The organism is Microbulbifer sp. 2205BS26-8 (assembly GCF_030731025.1).
In the GTDB taxonomy this organism is placed as follows: domain Bacteria; phylum Pseudomonadota; class Gammaproteobacteria; order Pseudomonadales; family Cellvibrionaceae; genus Microbulbifer; species Microbulbifer spongiae.
Map to the genome: position 1 here is coordinate 1 of NZ_JAVAMR010000011.1, position 17,444 is coordinate 17,444.

General features: G+C 51.9%; 12 protein-coding genes and 1 pseudogene. 9 read left to right on the forward strand and 4 right to left on the reverse strand.

The genetic code is table 11. The features are described 5' to 3' along the window. The first annotated feature begins 223 nt into the window (after nt 1-223). The 4 genes and pseudogenes from Q5Y71_RS05600 to Q5Y71_RS05615 all read left to right on the forward strand — a co-directional run bounded on the left by Q5Y71_RS05600 (nt 224) and on the right by Q5Y71_RS05615 (nt 6,655). Entirely contained in the window at nt 224-1,708 is a 1,485-nt protein-coding gene (locus Q5Y71_RS05600; RefSeq protein WP_306040754.1) for a lytic polysaccharide monooxygenase, read from the forward strand. A 594-nt stretch (nt 1,709-2,302) separates the two neighbouring features. After that, a pseudogene (locus Q5Y71_RS05605) lies at nt 2,303-3,056 on the forward strand (IS5 family transposase); the annotation flags it as partial. Nucleotides 3,057-4,097: 1,041 nt separating this feature from the next. Further along, the gene (nadA, locus tag Q5Y71_RS05610) at nt 4,098-5,153 is read left to right on the forward strand and encodes a quinolinate synthase NadA (protein WP_306040756.1); all 1,056 of its coding nucleotides are present in this window, start codon (nt 4,098-4,100) and stop codon (nt 5,151-5,153) included. A gap of 1,211 nt (nt 5,154-6,364) precedes the next feature. Continuing rightward, nucleotides 6,365-6,655 (forward strand): hypothetical protein, encoded by a 291-nt coding sequence (locus Q5Y71_RS05615; RefSeq protein ID WP_301414918.1) that lies wholly within the window; start codon nt 6,365-6,367, stop codon nt 6,653-6,655. A gap of 49 nt (nt 6,656-6,704) precedes the next feature. On the opposite strand, the gene Q5Y71_RS05620 is transcribed toward Q5Y71_RS05615, so the two are convergent. The 4 genes from Q5Y71_RS05620 to Q5Y71_RS05635 all read right to left on the reverse strand — a co-directional run bounded on the left by Q5Y71_RS05620 (nt 6,705) and on the right by Q5Y71_RS05635 (nt 12,697). Next, nucleotides 6,705-7,178, reverse strand: coding sequence for a CsgE family curli-type amyloid fiber assembly protein (locus tag Q5Y71_RS05620; RefSeq protein WP_306040760.1), 474 nt, complete (start codon nt 7,176-7,178; stop codon nt 6,705-6,707). Nucleotides 7,179-7,637: 459 nt separating this feature from the next. Further along, nucleotides 7,638-10,544 (reverse strand): TonB-dependent receptor, encoded by a 2,907-nt coding sequence (locus Q5Y71_RS05625; RefSeq protein ID WP_306040762.1) that lies wholly within the window; start codon nt 10,542-10,544, stop codon nt 7,638-7,640. 111 nt (nt 10,545-10,655) lie between these two features. After that, complete coding sequence (locus tag Q5Y71_RS05630; protein ID WP_306040765.1) at nt 10,656-11,720, reverse strand: FecR domain-containing protein; 1,065 nt, start codon at nt 11,718-11,720, stop codon at nt 10,656-10,658. Between the two features lie 446 nt (nt 11,721-12,166). Continuing rightward, a complete protein-coding gene (locus tag Q5Y71_RS05635; RefSeq protein ID WP_301414914.1) occupies nt 12,167-12,697 on the reverse strand; it encodes an RNA polymerase sigma factor in 531 nt (176 codons plus the stop codon). 237 nt (nt 12,698-12,934) lie between these two features. Between Q5Y71_RS05635 and dnaX the strand changes: the two genes are divergently transcribed. The 5 genes from dnaX to Q5Y71_RS05660 all read left to right on the forward strand — a co-directional run bounded on the left by dnaX (nt 12,935) and on the right by Q5Y71_RS05660 (nt 17,439). Then, complete coding sequence (gene dnaX, locus Q5Y71_RS05640; protein ID WP_306040767.1) at nt 12,935-14,887, forward strand: DNA polymerase III subunit gamma/tau; 1,953 nt, start codon at nt 12,935-12,937, stop codon at nt 14,885-14,887. Nucleotides 14,888-15,036: 149 nt separating this feature from the next. Beyond that, complete coding sequence (locus tag Q5Y71_RS05645; RefSeq protein WP_301414911.1) at nt 15,037-15,381, forward strand: YbaB/EbfC family nucleoid-associated protein; 345 nt, start codon at nt 15,037-15,039, stop codon at nt 15,379-15,381. A 29-nt stretch (nt 15,382-15,410) separates the two neighbouring features. Continuing rightward, nucleotides 15,411-16,019, forward strand: coding sequence for a recombination mediator RecR (recR, locus tag Q5Y71_RS05650; RefSeq protein ID WP_306040771.1), 609 nt, complete (start codon nt 15,411-15,413; stop codon nt 16,017-16,019). Then, nucleotides 16,019-17,155 carry a ribonuclease D gene (gene rnd / locus Q5Y71_RS05655; protein ID WP_306040773.1) on the forward strand — a complete coding sequence of 379 codons (1,137 nt, stop codon included), beginning with the start codon at nt 16,019-16,021 and terminating at the stop codon, nt 17,153-17,155. Before recR ends, rnd begins: the two co-directional genes overlap by 1 nt. Further along, on the forward strand, nt 17,152-17,439 hold the full coding sequence (locus Q5Y71_RS05660; protein WP_306040775.1) for a YcgL domain-containing protein: 288 nt from the start codon (nt 17,152-17,154) through the stop codon (nt 17,437-17,439). Before rnd ends, Q5Y71_RS05660 begins: the two co-directional genes overlap by 4 nt. Nucleotides 17,440-17,444 lie beyond the last annotated feature (5 nt).

A 17,444-nucleotide genomic window follows, 5' to 3' on the forward strand; every position in this document is an offset into this window, starting at 1 on the left:
ATGAATTCAGGAAAAGATGTCAAAAAACCAACCGAATTCACAGATTCGGCTGGAAGCTTGAATTTACAATGCTGATCAGGCTGTACGAGTTTCTGGATTACTGGATATTTCAGCCAAAAACTTTATGTGGGAACATTTTAGCTGTTGCCGTGTCTTAAATTTTTCAGGTGGCGACCCAGGCGGTGGGCCCACCAAAGAGTATTGATTAATAAAGAGTAATTTCATGTTATTAAGAACAAAGTTTGTCATTGCATCAATATTGTTGTTGCCATATAGCCTGCAGACACAGGCCCATGGCTGGTCCGAATACCCCAAGGCCAGACAACAAATCTGCTATGAACAAGGCAATATTTGGTCCGGGACGCCACCAAATGCTGGGTGTGCTCTAGCTAAGAGTATTTCAGGTTCATATCCATTTCAACAACGCAATGAGTTTTCTATTAATATCCCTGATTATAACAATATTGCCTCTGTAAGAAGAGCGGTCCCTGACGGCACCTTATGTTATGCCAATGACCCCCAAAAAAGAGGTATGGGTGCGGGAACGGACGCCTGGAGTCGTGTCGAGCTCAAGGCTGGAACCTTTGAATACGTTTTCAATGCAACAGCGCCGCATAATCCTTCATTTTGGCAGTTTTACTTAACCAAGCCCAATGCGGATTTATCAAAGCCACTGACTTGGAATGATCTTGATCTTATTCAAGAAGTAGATAATGTGCCGGCTGCTAACGGTAAATACCGTATGAATGTCACTATTCCCGAAGACAGGGTGGGAAATGCCGTTTTATTTGTGCGCTGGCAGCGTGTAGATCCAGCTGGTGAAGGTTTCTATAATTGTAGCGATATTACTATTACAAATAATGATGTTGATCCGCCCGAAGAACCCAATCCAGATACAACGCAACCGTACCTTGTCCAGGGTAATACCTTTCTTCCGCAAGAAATTAATTTAAACTCAGTGAGTGTTGGCGATACAGTCAAGTATACGGTGTTCAATAAAAATGGTGAAGAGCACTCCTCATTTTCATTGTCCATCACAGAGGACAACAAAAATGATTGGGACAGACTCTTGGCTTCTCAAGTTACCGGCTGGTACGAGTCGAATCATAATGGAAACGTTTTTATTGGTCGCTGGCATGAAGAAATGAATCATTACATGTATTTCCGAAATGATTTGCATGGAAATTATTTTAACTCAAAGGATTCGAGAGCTTCTGGCCAATTCACCATTATCGATAATGGGAGCGAATTAATGGCGGTGATTACCCCCAGAGTGTTAACGCCCCCTGTTAATGCAAAAGTGAGGCACGGGGACTATATGGTGCTTACACAAGGGGAAAGCAAAGGTGATATCACGCATGCACAATGGTCACAAGTCAGTGGCAGCCAGGTGCAAACTTCGGCCGGCCCTGATAATGCCCTAATCATCGACACGTCAAGCCTGCCGAATATACGTCAGGAATTAACCTTTAGATTGACGATCAGTAGCGACGCTGCCATTGATGAAGAGGTGTATTCGTTTGTCGTAGAACCATCAACTATAACAGACCCCACAGACCCCACAGACCCTACGGTTCAAAAGTGGGATAGGAGCCAGGTCTATACTGCCGGCGATGTGGTGACTCATAATGAAAAAACATGGACAGCAGGGTGGTGGACAAGAGGTGAAGAGCCAGGCACAACCGGACAGTGGGGAGTGTGGCGTTAAGTTTGAACAATACCAAAATCCCAATAACTGAGGATGGTGTATGTCGGTTAATAATTAATCCTCAGTGTTGTTGAACCTGTATATTGACGAAAGCCCTGGCAATCCCGGGGCTTTTTTTATCTTGTGGAGCCTATGAGCTACTAACAAACCAGAAGTTCAAACCAAGACATTACGGGAGTTGTTGTCCACGTTACCATGCACTATTAGTGCAGCTCTTTGCGTTGATATTTTTGAGCAGGTACAGTGCCGTATTCACAGATCTATTTCCTTTTCCTGACTAAAAAACAAGCGGCACTATGGCCGGAATAAGTGAAGAGGTAACTCCATAGAACCAGGCTATGAAGATTAGTGAAAAAGACTATTTTATTACATTTTCTCTGCTGCGTTAGTCTACCGGTTACTCAGAGCACGGGAGGAGAATATGAAAACTATTATCGCATTGATAGATAAGCTTTTCAGAGGGGCCAGATATCATCAAACCCCTTGTGTGGATTGTAACTACTCCAATAACTATTATGGGGATCAGGCGTGTCAATCAGTTGCAGATGATATGTCAAAGGTCTGCAGTTGTGCTAAATCCTGTATAATCCCTGCATGGAAATTACAGCGCAACAATACAAAATTATCGAAGGTTTTCTGCCCATCTAGCGCGGCAACGTGAAAATATCCAGCTTACAGGTGCTGACAGCCATTCTTTACATAGCCGAGCATGGCTGCAAATGGCGAGGCCTGCCGAAGAAATTCCGCCGTTGGCACAGCGTCTACATGCAGGCGAATCGTTGGGCCAAGCAAGGTGTACTGGATAGGGGCTTTCTGGCCCTCCAGGAAAATAATGTGATCAATATCCAGGTCGATCATATCTCTCTTGATTCTACGGCTGTTAAACTTCATCCAGACGGCACTGGCGCTCTAAAAAACGGTCCTCAATCTATCGCAAATCACGAGCAGGCTGGACCACCAAGATTCATATGGTTGCAGCCGGCCACAACCGCGCCGTAGTATTTTCTCTGTCGCCGGGGCAGGCTGGAGACGTTCAGAGGGCCGAAAGCTGCTGAAAAGCCATGAGAACTGCGGTTGGGATGGAGCCAAAGTGATCATGGACAAGGCCTACGAAGGTAATGAACCCCGGCAGTTGGTATTCGATCTGGGCATGGAACCTGTCGTGCCACCGAAGAGTAACCGATTGAGCACCTGGAAATACGACGTAGAGGCGTACAAAAAGCGAAATGAAGTGGAGAGACTGTTTCGATGCCTGAAGGGCTTCAGAAGAATTTTCTCTCGCTTTGATAAACTGGATGTTGTTTTCACGTTTTTTATTCACTTTGCGCTTATTGCCGATACTTTAATTAGTGTGAACAGGCCCTATCAACAGGAATTCTGCTCACTGAACGTAGGCGGTTGCAGATCCAGATCAGACCTCACTGCTTTTCTGTTTGCTTTCCACTGTGATAGGCACGGTAGCTGACGGTCTGAGAGTGGTCGACAAAGCCCTTCTCAACTTTTCAATGCTACTAGGCACTGCCCTGTGCATAATGAGTGCCCCTGAAGGAAATGGAAATCCTGTACGGTTACTTCGAAATTCGGGTGATTCGTATGTGGAATCGGCTGGAATACCGCACTGATATCGAAAATAACCAGGCCCCGAAAACAGATCTCTGCCGTCTCTGATGGAAAATGCCATCTGCCAAGGTATAGACTCCTTGGTGCGTGGCGGTGAGGTAGTGATTACGACATTTCTCCAAAGCGGTGATCTGAGGCTTGTGTCCGCCGATACAGCAGAGGATATCCGCGCAGGTAGTGGTTGTCGGCATTGGGCTCAATAGCCTGAGCCTTGTATACGCTACTCTATGTTGGCAGGGTCAATGATGTTCGCGAGAATAGTCCCTTGGTTGTACGGGTCGGGATCGATATCCCGGGACCGCTGCAGTGAAGACTGCCGCCATCCTGGTCGGTGATGGAGGTCATTTGCTAGTCTACCCTGCCCATCAGTTGTCACTCTTCTGGCCGGAACAACAGATTCTGGGCTCTACTTGGATCAGTTTACGCCCCATATAACTGGACTGGTCAAAGCGCCCTTGCAGTAGTTCCCCTTCACCAAACGCAATATGTCGGGACCCTATCCGCTAATGCTCAATGAGTGTCCGGCCCAATTGCGCAAGCCGGAGTCTAGGTTGCCTGTTCAAGGAGATAAAGGCTGAGAACCGCGGCTGGCCGGGTCCTCGCGTATTCTCACACCAGAATCACCCTATGGCACCCATTTTGGTATTGTGGGGATAGAGCAGATGCACTATGTTGCCAGTTTCCAGCCAGATCCTGAGGGTGCAGTCAACCCATTTGGGTGGCCTTCCATTGCGCTATAATGCGCCCTTTTCCCTGATGGTGGCTAGCAATGACTCATAAGTCCAATGTCGCAGGCACGCTTGATGCCCCCTCCTTGGTGGAGGCCCATTCGGCGGGGTCAGTTGTGTCCCAGTATGGTGAAGAGGCATTGCGGATTTGGCGTGAACGTATCAAGTGCTTACTGAAAGCGCAAAATGCTGTGCTGGTGGCGCATTATTATACCGATCCCATGATTCAGGCACTGGCCGAAGAGACCGGTGGCTGTGTCTCGGACTCCCTGGAAATGGCTCGTTTTGGTGCCCGGCACTCGGCCGATACGCTGGTGGTCGCCGGGGTTAAGTTTATGGGGGAGACCGCCAAGATACTAACCCCTAGCAAGCGTGTACTGATGCCTACTTTGGAGGCTACATGTTCCCTGGACTTGGGTTGCCCTTCAGAGGCCTTCTCGGCATTTTGCGATCAGCACCCCGATCGCACAGTAGTGGTTTATGCCAACACATCTGCGGCGGTGAAGGCCCGTGCCGACTGGGTGGTAACCTCCAGTATCGCTCTCGATGTGGTGGATTATCTGGACGCCAAGGGTGAGAAAATCCTGTGGGCTCCGGACAAACACTTGGGGAGCTATGTGCGGCGTGAGACTGGCGCGGATGTGTTGCTGTGGGATGGCGCCTGTATCGTGCATGAGGAATTCAAAGCAAAGGGGGTGAGGGATCTTAAAGCTTTATATCCAGATGCGGCAGTACTGGTACATCCTGAATCACCGGCACCGGTGGTTGCGCTGGCAGATGTTGTGGGTTCCACTTCGCAGATCATCAATGCTGCTAAAACCCGCGCAGAGAAACGCTTTATTGTAGCGACTGACCAGGGCATTTTTTACAAAATGCAGCGAGAATGTCCGGATAAAGAGCTGATAATTGCTCCAACTGCCGGTGCTGGCGCCACCTGTCGCAGCTGTGCCAACTGCCCATGGATGGCAATGAACTCGCTGGAGAATCTGTACGGGGTTTTGGAGCTGGGCGCCAATGAAATCTTTGTGGACGAGGAATTGGGGCGCAAGGCGATGATTGCGCTGCAGAGAATGCTGGATTTCCGCAGGGCCGAATAATGGGGGCCAACGCTCCCTGTGCCAGCAGATGATAAAGAGAGCGGCTCACAGTCTGCTGCTGGGAGATGTAACCGTCGCAGTGGGTGGGAAGGTTGATGGTTTTCGAATCTTTGTCGCTCTTGGCTGGGTGTTGCCTCAACACTGTTACCCACACATATACCTGGGCATTTTTCAACACGGCGGTTAATGGCCTTGAGCGACTTGCCGGTTTTTTTAGACCAATCGCGATTTGACCAGGAAAAGGATCTCGAAAAGGATGAAGGACCACGGGATAATACAAGCCGGATACTGTAGATCAGCCTGACTCGGAGGTTCTTCACCAAGATCGAAAAGTGCCGAGGTCCAATGAGTAAGTATTGACTCTTGGCGCCATTTTCTTATTTGGGTTTCATCCTGGTCCACAGGTTCCACTGTGAACCAATGACGCTAAAAGCAACATAAAAATGAATTATGCGTATAAATGCCTCGGCGTCAATTACTCGCGAATCTCCCGCAGCTAGACTCTATGAAGACAGCTATTAGCGCAACACTGAAACTGTGGGGGAGTCGAATCATGAGACTTTCAGGGAGGTTCGCCTTACCGTTCCTGTTGGTGTTGATGATGCAAGGTTGCTTGTTTGTGCCTGCTGAAGATGTGGAGGGTGAAGACCCATTTTATTTCGAGACAGGCACTGATGGACAGAGTACCAGCTTTGCCGAAATGGGCAGTTATGATTCCAAATATCTGCAACCCTCACCGGCCAGTTTCCAATGCGTAACGGAGTGTGCCGACAGCATGTATAACTCCGTGACCTGGTTCTTTCCGATTATGAGGGTTTATTAGTGTTTGTGGAAATGCAGTGCGCCTGAATATGGGAGCATAACCCGATCTTTAACCGAAGTACGTGAAGACCGCTTCGCGAGGTACCGATACGGAGAAATACCCATGCAAAACTCCCCGATAGTTATTTTCGCGCTCTTTATGAGCCTGTTACTGACAGCCTGCGGGACACCCAATTCTCGCAATCAGGTCGTGTACCCTCACAGCTCGCCAATACCACGACATGCTGAATACCGCTCCTACCCCTCTTCTCATGTACCTGCGCCGCCGCCTGTGCGCGAAACCAAGCCTTCTGGTTGCCCCGGTGATTCCGAGGAGCTGGCACCGGGTTCGATTTGCCCCCCCAGTGCTCGCTGCTATGATATTTCCGGCGGCAGGCGCTGTATTTCCTATGACGAGTAGAGTTGTACTGGTGCTGATCGCGGCACATCTGCTAGGCGGCTGTGCCGACGGCTTTTGGCAAGATCTGTGTGGTGACCCAATGTACTACACCTACAAGCGCAGCCCGGTGCCACCGGATGAAATTACGGCCTTTCCCCGATTTTGCCTGGCTGGAGATCCCTACATGGGGGCGCTGGATAACTGTAGTCGTGCGCAATTACATTGCTATCAATTGGATACTGGTGAATGGTGTGCGGGACCCTATTCTCCATTTGTCCTCAGCTATAGACCGCACTATTAACTTGACGATCCAGTCGATTGCCGGGTAAACAATAAGCAGGGACGTAGATTCACGAATGAAGAAGGCGGTGGTTTTCTTCCAGGATGGGAATGAATGTATCCTTGTGCACTGGAATCAATGTTTTGTGGATGAGTGGGCTTCGGATACGCTCCTGCAGTATAGTTTCGTGGATATATTGAGCGGCCTCAATAGCCAGGGGGTATATGCCGCTTGTGCTTGGAATAATGAATCGTCTGAATATAATTCTGCCGTTATAGGTTACCCAGATGAGATTTCCCCACAGAGATGAGGGGCGCTCGTAGATCGTCAGCATGTAAGTGGCATCTGGATAATTGAGCTTTCTGTACTCGCTGATATAGCGAACAAAGTCCTGTCCGGTTTGCGTTACTGTGCGGTCTATGTAGAATCCATGGATTGCATCTTCCAGTATCCCTGAATCCGTATCCGCTAACAGAGCATTTGTATCCTCCAGCCAAAATGTAAAGGATGTGCTGAGCGCCAATATCAGTGTGATTAGCCGCATATTTTTCCTTCCCGTGAATGGATCGTCGCCCGATTGTCCGTTTTGAAGTGTTCTCTTACAGGTTTGTTTGGCATCAGCGGAGCAGGTGATTTTTAATCCCCAGGACGGAGGCTGCTGGTTAAAGTATTGGCCTCTCTAATAGCTGGTTGACCTGAAATAAACTACGGAGTTTGGGGGACTATTTAGAGTGTAGGCTGAGGGTGACACAGATTTAAAAAATGGCTGGGTGATCTGATAGGCAACACACAAGTATCTCTAAACCGATTGCGTAACTCAGAGATGCTCAGGCAATGTCTTGCAGGAATCGCTGAATGTGTGTTTTGTACCTCTGTCCTGGTCTTACCTCAGCTCAGTGATGGGATTGGTTCTTTACTGAGCAGTTCGGTGAAAGTGCTTATTGGTGCCATATTGAGCATTGGTATGGAGATGACAGCAGTGGACAATAAATGGGTTTTCAGATCACAGTTTGAGAGAGAAACTGCCATACCAGAAGCGGCCGGTAATGTCGTAGGTCCGATAATCGTAATTATGGTGAGTGGCAGTGGCCGCTAATGGGGGGGATTGGTTTAGCAGGTTGTTGACCCCTATGGCAAGTCGCAGTTTTTTGTGGGGGGTGACCGCAAATTGAAGATCGTGGGTGGACCAGTCCTCAATATCTCGTGAGGTGAGGGACCTGCCTTGAGTAAATGTTTCTTCCACTGGACCTACATAGTGCATGGTATAGGCAGCTTTCCAGGGGCTTTTGTTCCAGTAGATACCAGCATTTGCTTTCCATTTAGGGAGAGATCCAGCCTCGCCACTCGTACCCCCGACAAAGGTGCCGGAAAGGTCTTCTTTTTGTGATTCGGGTGTGACTTGTTTGAGGTGATGCAGTATATGACTGATATTAAATGCGAGGCGAAAATGGCCTGCATGCCCGTGTTGTGCATTATAGCGCAGAGCTATGTCATACCCCTGCACCTCACGGTTTCCCTGATTTAGCCGGGTGGCAAAGATCCTGCTGATATCGCCGTTTTCATCTCTAATCACCTTGTCATCGAATAAGCCTGAGCGGGCATTTTGTTCAACAAGAAGCTTAGGGTCAGACCCAATGACGTTTTCTTGCTGGATATCGTATAAATCGAAAGTTGCCTTCAACCCCTTGAGAGAGGCGGGGGTCCATGTAATACCCAAAGATAGATTTTTCGATGTTTCCGGCTTCAGATTCGGGTTGCCCCCAAATTCGGTCAGGTGCTCAATCAGTGAGCTGTCGGCTTGTTTTGTGCAACCTGGAAGGAAGTCGGGGGGATTGTATGAACAGGGATCAATGATCGTTACCTGGCTTAGGTAGCTTTGCTGTTTAACATCTGTGAGGGTTGGGGCTCTAAATCCAGTTGCAAAGCTCCCCCGTATCATCAGAGCGGAAAACGGTTTCCAGCGCAGTGCCAATTTGGGATTGCTGGTACTGCCGAAGTCATTGTAGTGCGACAGGCGCAAAGCACCATCCAGCCAAAGTTGTTCAGTTAATGGAATAGAGACTTCGGTAAATGCCTCTCTAATAATGCGCGAGCCTTTTGTAGTGCCGGGAGCATGGCCTCCGATAAAAGACACCGCCTCGCTGCTATCTGACAGGGAGTCTATTGCTTCTCGTCGAAGTTCAATTCCCGCGGCTGCGCCTATTTTCCCGGATGTCAAGTGCGCAAGGGTAGCATCGGCAACGAGGGTGACCGCAGTCATTTGTGAGTCGCTGTTGTTGACACTATCTCCGCGTATAAAATCCTGTTGCTCAGTGCTAATGCTGCCGCTGGGGCCGAGGAGATTGATAGCAATGCAGCCTACATCCGGATTGCACTGGTCTGGCCCTTTTAGACCCAGAGCAAGGGCCGATGGATCAACCAGGTTACTGAGTGTCTCAGTTTTTTCTGTGTATTGATAGGCCGCGCCCAATTCCCATTGCCAGTCCTGCCAAAGCCCCTTGAGTCCGGAATTGAATCGCCAGGTAGTAATCCGATTGGTTTGTTTGCGCGGCCCAATTTCTATCAATCGTCTTCGTAAATCCGTGATGTCTTGGCTAAAGGCGTTGTAGATGTTTTCAGAGGTAATGGTGAAGTTGTCGTTATCGAAGCGGGTGAATACCGGGGTGGGTGCCATTATGGACTCTGCCAGGGTGTGAACTCCCATAATTTCAGCAAATAGAAACGCATTATCTCCTATATCAACATCCCCTGTGAGGTACAGGGAGTTGTTATCCAAAGGCGCTATAGCTGAAGTAAACTCGCTGTAGTTAAAGCGATCTTCGCTAATCCAGTCTTGGTAATCCCCTGTTATGGTATTAGTAATGACAGTGCTATCACTCAGTGCAATAAATCCTCCGGGAATTGCTGATGAGCGCTGATCCAGGCCACCGTTGGGGCGGCTATCGGCTGAATCGGAGACACTGCGATCGCGGCTCATCACCGCCTCTTGCTGGTATTGAGCCAAGCTTAACAGTAAGTGACTTCTGTCCCCCTGCCACCCCCAGGTTAAGTGATGGGATTTCGTTTGCCGGTCGTTCTCTTGGGATTGGCCGTAGTAACTACTTGTTTTTAGACCTTCAAAATCGCGTTGTAAGATGATGTTTACTACGCCGGCAATTGCGTCTGAGCCGTAAATTGCAAATGCCCCATCCTTCAGAATTTCTATCCGTTCAACCATAGGCAAAGGTATGGAGTTAAGATCCGTGGCCTCCCCTTTAAATCCGTCACTGATAATACGTCGACCGTTTAAGAGGACGAGCGTATTACTGGCGGGTAGACCGCGCAAGGAGACAGTTGCCGTGCCGTCTCCCTCTTGGCTGACCGAGGTGCTGGTGAAGTTGCCAGAGATTGCTGGCAGGAATTTTAGCAAGTCGGCGACTGTTTGAGCCCCTGTCATCTCCAATTGCTTGCGGGTGAGTGCGTCGACAGGCGGATACCTATCCAGATGGGAGTGATGTAAATGACTGCCGGTGAGACGCTGCCCAGTAACAGTGACCTCCTCAGTAGAGTGGATGCTGGGTTTTACTGCGGAGTGTTTTCTCTTATCGGCTGTGATGACAGCGACAGAGGTCGGGCTTATACGCTCGTATTTGAACGGTAATTCGAATAACAACTGCTGCAAGGCAGCCTCAAATTGACCGCTGTCACTGCGCAGGGTCTGCTCCGCTAGTACATAATGAGAGGCAGCGGAAGCCTCCACCAACACCGAAATATTACACTGCTGTCCCAAGAATATAAGGGCTTGGGACAGGGTGCCCGCGGGCAGTTGAATGCTGGGCCTGGGACACAGGGCGGCGGCTGTCCCAAAAGAGGGCAACAGAAGCGCTAAAGTGAGTAAGGCCCAGTACTTTACTGTCAAAAGTATGCGCATTTTTACAGGTCCGGAGCCGAAATATCCCCGGATACTTTTATTGCTATTGTGGATTTATGAGCAGAATATTGAAGCGCGCACAATAAATAACCGCCAGGGGGTGGTTATAACCTACTTGTGCTTGGGAGACAAGATAGTCAGGTTGGAATTAGTACGATCCTGCTGCAGATGTAACACAGTTGCTATGGCTTCCAGAGTGTTGTCCGGGTCGGATACGGCGAAGGTGCCGGATACCAGTCGCCCTTCCACTTGTGGGGTGGCAACTGCTGGTACCTTGAGATAGCGATTCAGTTCCAGCAGGGCCTCCTTTAGTGGGGTTTTTTCGAAAACCAGGAGACCACGAGTCCAATCTTTCGCCTCCTCTAAAGAGGTGCGGCGGACATCGCTCAAGCCGCGCTTGAAGACGCTGACCTTTTGATTTTTGCCCAATTTAACGGATTCTGGTGCGAGCCCTGGAGCGCTATCCGCCTCGCTCACAGAAACCGTTCCCTCAGTAACAGACACCCGGGTGCTTTTCGGATTGAGTTCAACATTAAACTCTGTTCCAAGTACGCGGATTTTGGCACTACCGGCAGCAACAGAAAATGGGCGGGCAGTCTGTCTGGCAACTTCGAAGAAGGCCTCGCCGCGAACCAGCTGGGTACGCCTTTCCTCACGGCTGTAGTTTACGTGCAGTTCGCTATTGGAATTCAGCTTTATTTCAGAGCCATCGCTAAGGTTAACGGTGCGAATTTCACCGGTTTGGGTGATAAAGACCAGTGCATTGGGCTTCTCCGAGTCCATCCACTGAAAACCGATCCAGGCCGCAAATAATACAGTACAGGTTGCCAGTCCTCCGCTCAGGATCCACTGGGGCAAGTCCCAAACGCCACGTTTGGGCACTTTGTTGGCAGGTGTCTCCATGGAGGGACTTACTTTTGCGAACTCGCGCCTGGTTGCAGAGGGTTCGCTTTTGGGGAGGAGCTGATCTAATGGCATATAGGAAAGAGCGCCGAGATCGCCCCACAACGCTGTAATGTCCTGGAAGGCGCAGCGGTTTTTCTCAGACATAGATAACCATGCCGCAAAGTCGCGCTTTTCTTTAGGGCTCATGGCGTCAGAGCGTAAACGCGCAACCCAAGCGCAAGCCTGATCCAGGCTCTCTTCGCAGGTTACCTGCCGTGCGTTGGTATTCATGCTTACTCCAGTGCCTTGAGTCTGTTGTTTAACTGGGATATCGGCAGTTAAACTGAGTGTGTCTTACACGAATTATCCCAATTTGTGAGACGTTAACAATACATGTGCTGCTTGTGTAAAACTTTTTACTACTTTCATCACAGTTGACAGCAGGTAATTTTCACCGCGTTCGCGCTGAGACTGATTTATTGCCCTGGCCTCCAATGACGAGCGCCATCCCTGAATGCTAAGACGGCCGAGTAGATGCCTCCCTCAACTAAATTTGAAGAAGACACTGGCGATCAGCCCTACAACCCGGTGGGATATCCGGTTACTGTGGCTTCCGGAGACGTCACTGCCACTGGCCCCAGGTCGATACGGGACCTTTTATACAAGCCGTCCCAGCTATCGCGTCAATTGTACAAGGGTGGCAATGGCTGTCGTTAGAGCCCGTTATGGTTGCCGTGTCAATAGGGGTTCCAAACAACCTTTCGCCGGCAGGCTTTGAGGGCCTGCAGGATATATTTTTCAACACTGCTCACGGAAATGTTCATTTCCCGGGCAATCTCACTGTACGATAGTCCGCGGGCTCTGTGCAAAAGAAATGCCTGGCGGCACTTGACTGGCAGCTTGTCCATGGTTTCGTAGATGGACTGAAGTTGCTGGCGAGCGGCGAGCACCCGCTCCGGGGACTGGTGGTCGATATGCTCAGCGCTGTCGGACCCGCCATCCACGGGAAGCTGCTGGCTAATATAATCGACGTGCAGTTTGCCCCGGCGCAGCTGATCGACTGCGAGGTTGTTGGCAATCTGGTAAAGATAGGCCCGGGGATTATCCAGTTCCTTCTCGTCACTGAGCTTTTGCAGGCGCAGGTAAGCGTGCTGGGTGATGTCTTCGGCGTCCTCAGGGCTTTTCACGATACGTGCTACAAAGCGCAGCAGAGCTTGGCCGTGATCGGCAAATAGCCTTTCCAGAAGAAGCTTCCTGGCCTTATTCATTACCTGTTGCGTTCCCCGTACCAAGCTTGCCGTAGATAGTTATGATCTGATTGTTATAAGTGCCAGCTGGCGCATAGTTATATCATAAGCCTTGGCTTGGCGACGAGTGGCGCGATAGGCCTAATTGGACTGGTGTCCGGTATCCGCTATGCGTCGCCGTCTATGCCGGTATAATGGCGCCCGCGCCGGTGGCGCGTGAGAGATGATTTTCAGAGAGAGTCGAGCACCGGAGACTGGATGAGCTATCAAGTATTGGCGCGCAAATGGCGTCCGCGGCTGTTTCGGGAAATGGTAGGGCAGAAGCATGTGCTCCAGGCCCTGATCAATGCTCTGGACAGCGGCCGGTTGCATCATGCCTATCTGTTTGCCGGTACCCGGGGGGTGGGTAAGACCACCATAGCGCGGATTTTAGCCAAGTGTCTGAACTGTGAAGAAGGTGTTAGCTCAGAGCCCTGTGGACACTGCAACGCCTGTACAGGGATTGCCGATGGCCGCTTTGTCGACCTGATCGAAGTGGATGCTGCGTCGCGCACCAAGGTGGAGGATACCCGTGAGCTACTGGAAAACGTCCAGTACGCTCCGACCACAGGGCGCTACAAGGTCTATCTGATCGACGAAGTGCACATGCTGTCAAACAGTTCCTTTAACGCCCTGTTGAAAACCCTGGAAGAGCCGCCACCCCATGTTAAGTTTCTATTGGCTACAACAGATCCGCAAAAGCTCCCGGTAACCGTATTGTCCCGCTGCTTGCAGTTCAACTTGAAGAATATGAGCCCGGAGCGGATTGTCGAGCATCTACGGTTCGTCCTGGAGCAGGAAAGGGTGCCCTTTGAAATGGAAGCGCTCTGGCATCTGGGGCGCGCTGCCGATGGCAGTATGCGCGATGGTATGAGCCTTACCGATCAGGCGATTGCCTTCGGTGGCGGCAAGATCAGTGAGGCGGAGGTGCGGGACATGCTCGGTAGTATTGATACCGGGCTTGTATGGCGGCTGCTAAGCGCCCTGGCTGACGAGGATGCCACTGCGTTGTTTGCTACTGTAGGAGAGCTTGCTCAACAGGCTCCGGACTACAGTGCCGCTCTGGCTGAACTTGCCGATACCCTGCATCGCCTGGCGGTTGCCCAGGTATTGCCCCAGTCGGTGGGTAACGCCCAAGGGAACGGGGAGCAGCTGAGAGCGCTTGTAAGGCGTCTAGCGCCGGAAAATATACAGCTCTTTTACCAGATGGCTCTGCTCGCCCGGCGCGATTTGCCTTTTGCGCCAAACCCGCGCAGTGGTTTTGAGATGGCTCTGCTGCGTATGCTGGCATTCCGCCCACAGGGCGTGGCGGATATTCCCCGGGTTGCTCTGCCCGACGCTTCCGGGGGGACGCAGGCCCACATTGTACAAGGTGAGTCGCCGGTTGATGAGCAGGGGGTGCCTGGGGGAAAAAAGCCTGATGTAGTATCGCAGCAACTCGATGTGGCGGCCACTATCAACCCCGAATTGTCGGATAAGGGCGAACAGGGCGATCCAAATCGTCACCCGGCGCCGGAAACTGTACAGGGGCCCCTCTTCCGGCCTGAAGTTGAGGTGCGTGGGTCCCAGCCTGGAGTCGTTGGGGGGGAACGGGGGACAAAAGGGGGGCGGCAGGAGGCCGCACCGGAAGAGCAGGCCTCGACGCCCGCGGCGCAGGCTCCGCAGGAAACCGTTTTGGCAGAACTGCGCCAGCGGGTAGCAGAGGTGGAGTCATCGCCTGCACCACAGCGGCAACAGGTGGCCAGTGCAGATGCACCCAAGGCCCATCTCGATGCTCTGACACCGGGCAGTTGGCCGGTTTTATACCGGCAGTTGGGAATCAGCGGCATACTGCACTCCATCGCCCAACATCTCGAGCTTGTGGGCCTGCGGGACCATATACTCTCTTTTACCCTGGATGAATCCTACAGCAGTCTCTACGACGAGGTGCACCAGCGACGCCTGGGGGATCTGCTCGGAGATTTTTTCCAGCGGCCGGTTGTAGTGCAGATTCAGGTGGGGCAGATAGGGGGCAATACCCCCGCACGCCTGGCAGCCGCTACTCGGGAAACTCGTGTGGCCGCGGCCCGTGAGGCATTGCATGCTGACCCACTGGTCCGGGAACTACAGACAGAATTGAGCGCAGAGCTGCTGCCGGATTCCATCGAGTCTCTGGTTGGGACAGAGGATTAGCCCGGCAAGGTATGCTGGTGGGCGTGGTTTTCCTGAATTCGGATTTGCTTGTGGCCTGTGGCGGCACATTTCCGTGCCGGGTTTACGGGATTTGTTTTGACTGTCCGGTGATATCCCGGGCAGCCACATCACAGAGATAGAGGTTATCTATGAAAGGTTTGGGCGATTTGATGCAGCAGGCCCAGAAACTGCAGGCCGATATGCAGGAAAAAATGCAAAAGCTGCAACAGGAGTTAAATGAACTGCGGGTGTGTGGCGAATCCGGTGCCGGTATGGTCACAGTCACAATGAATGGGCGCCACGATGTCACCTCGGTGCATATCGACCCGTCCCTGCTCACTGAAGATAAGGAAATGCTAGAGGATCTGCTCGCTGCAGCAGTCAACGATGCAGTGCGCCGGGCAGAGGAGAAAGCCCAGGAACTGCAAAAGCAACGAGTGGGTGATCTCGCCTCTGGCATCAATCTGCCGGAAGGTTTCAAATTCCCGTTTTAAGGGGTGAATACCCGCCGTTTTGGAATACTATGTTTAGTCCCCTGATCGAAGAGTTGATTCGCGCACTACGCTGCCTGCCCAGTGTGGGGCCCAAATCGGCACAGCGCATGGCCATGCACCTGCTGGAGAAAGACCCCGACGCTGCGGTACTGCTGGCACGCAGCTTGACCCAGGCCGTGGAAAAGGTCGGCCGTTGTAACCAGTGCCGCATTTTGACGGAGGAAGTGGTTTGCGCTCTATGCAATAACAGTCGCCGCGAGCAGGCTTTCCTCTGTGTGGTGGAAACCCCGGCAGATGTGCTGGCGATAGAACAGGCCGGCAATTACCACGGTCGCTATTTTGTGTTGCACGGGCATCTTTCCCCCATCGATGGTATCGGCCCTGAGGACCTGGGGATCAGCCTACTGGAGCAGCGGCTTGCCAATGAGCCCCTGCAGGAACTGATTGTCGCCACCAATCCCACGGTAGAGGGGGAGGCGACAGCCCATTATATTGCAGAGTGCGCCAGGGCGCACGGCGTTGCCGTGAGTCGTATTGCCCATGGGGTGCCTATTGGCGGGGAACTCGAATATATCGATGGCGGCACTCTGGCACACGCCTTTCACAGCCGAACGGCCTTCTTTCCGGCGGCTGAGTAATGACGATGATCGATATGGATGCCACTCCGCGCTGGGTGGATACCAAGACACAGTTAGCAGATTTGTGTGATGTTTGGCGCCATCAGCGCGCCGTGGCGCTGGATACCGAATTTATGCGCAGCCGTACTTTCTACCCCCAACCTGCCCTGGTGCAGATAGGGGACGGAAAGCACTGTTACCTCATTGACAATCTGGCCATCGATGACTTGCAACCTCTGCGAGACTTGTTGCTGCATACTGCTGTTACCAAGATCATGCACAGTTGCAGCGAGGACTTGGAGACTCTGGAGCGCCTGCTGGGCGTGATTCCCGAGCCCATTTTCGATACCCAGATAGCTGCGGCGATGAGTGGTATGCATGCAAGCCTGGGATATGCTGCCGCTGTGCGTTCACTGTTGAATGTCGAGCTGCCAAAAAGCGAGACGCGCTCCGACTGGTTGCAACGCCCTTTGAGTGATGCGCAGAAAAAGTATGCGGCACTGGATGTGGCCTGGTTGCCGGCACTTTACGTTGCGCTGAGCAAACGCTTGCGTGAGCGGGGTCGACTGGAGTGGCTGCAGGAGGACTGTGCTGCCCTGGTTGCAGCAGCGCGCAACCCGCAGCCTCCAGAGCTCTACTACCAAAAGGTGAAAGGAGCCTGGCGTCTGCGCGGCAAACAGCTTGCCGCGCTGCAGGACCTGTGTGCCTGGCGCGAACGCGAAGCGCGCGCGCTCGATATGCCGCGTAATCACCTGCTCAAGGAAAGTCTCTGTATGGCCCTGGCCCAGCAGATGCCGCGACATAAGGGGGCACTGAGTCAGCTTGGTTTGGAGGGACGAGTACTGCGTCAACACGGTGATACATTGCTGCAAATCACCTCCCGGTCGATCCAGCGACAGGAAACACCGCCATGTCTGCCCCAGCCGCTCAACCGGCAGCAGGGAGAGATTTTCAAACAACTGCGCCGGCAGCTTGCAGCCATTGCTGCGCGCGAAACCTTGCCTTCTGAAATTCTGATACGTAAAAAGGAGCTGGAAGCGCTGGTGCAGGCCAGCAGCCCCGAGTTGCGGGGGCGACTGCGTGGCTGGCGGGCTGAAATCATTGGCTGTCCACTACTGAAACTGCTGCGACAACTGCGCGAAGAGGAAATACAGTGAAAGTGTTATGCGATATCTATCGCAGCGCAAAGAAAGAGGAAATGTATCTGTATGTCGACAAGCGCGCAGGGATTGAGCGGATACCGGGAAATTTACTGGAGCTGTTTGGCAGCCCCCGACATGTGACAACTCTGTTGATAACGCCAGACCGGAACCTGGCGCGCGCAGATGCCGACAAGGTTTTGCGGGAACTCCACAAGTGCGGCTACTACCTGCAGATGCCCCCTGTTGCAGACTCGGAGATGCATCGGATCGCACTGAAAAACAGCAAGCTGCAATACTGAGGCAA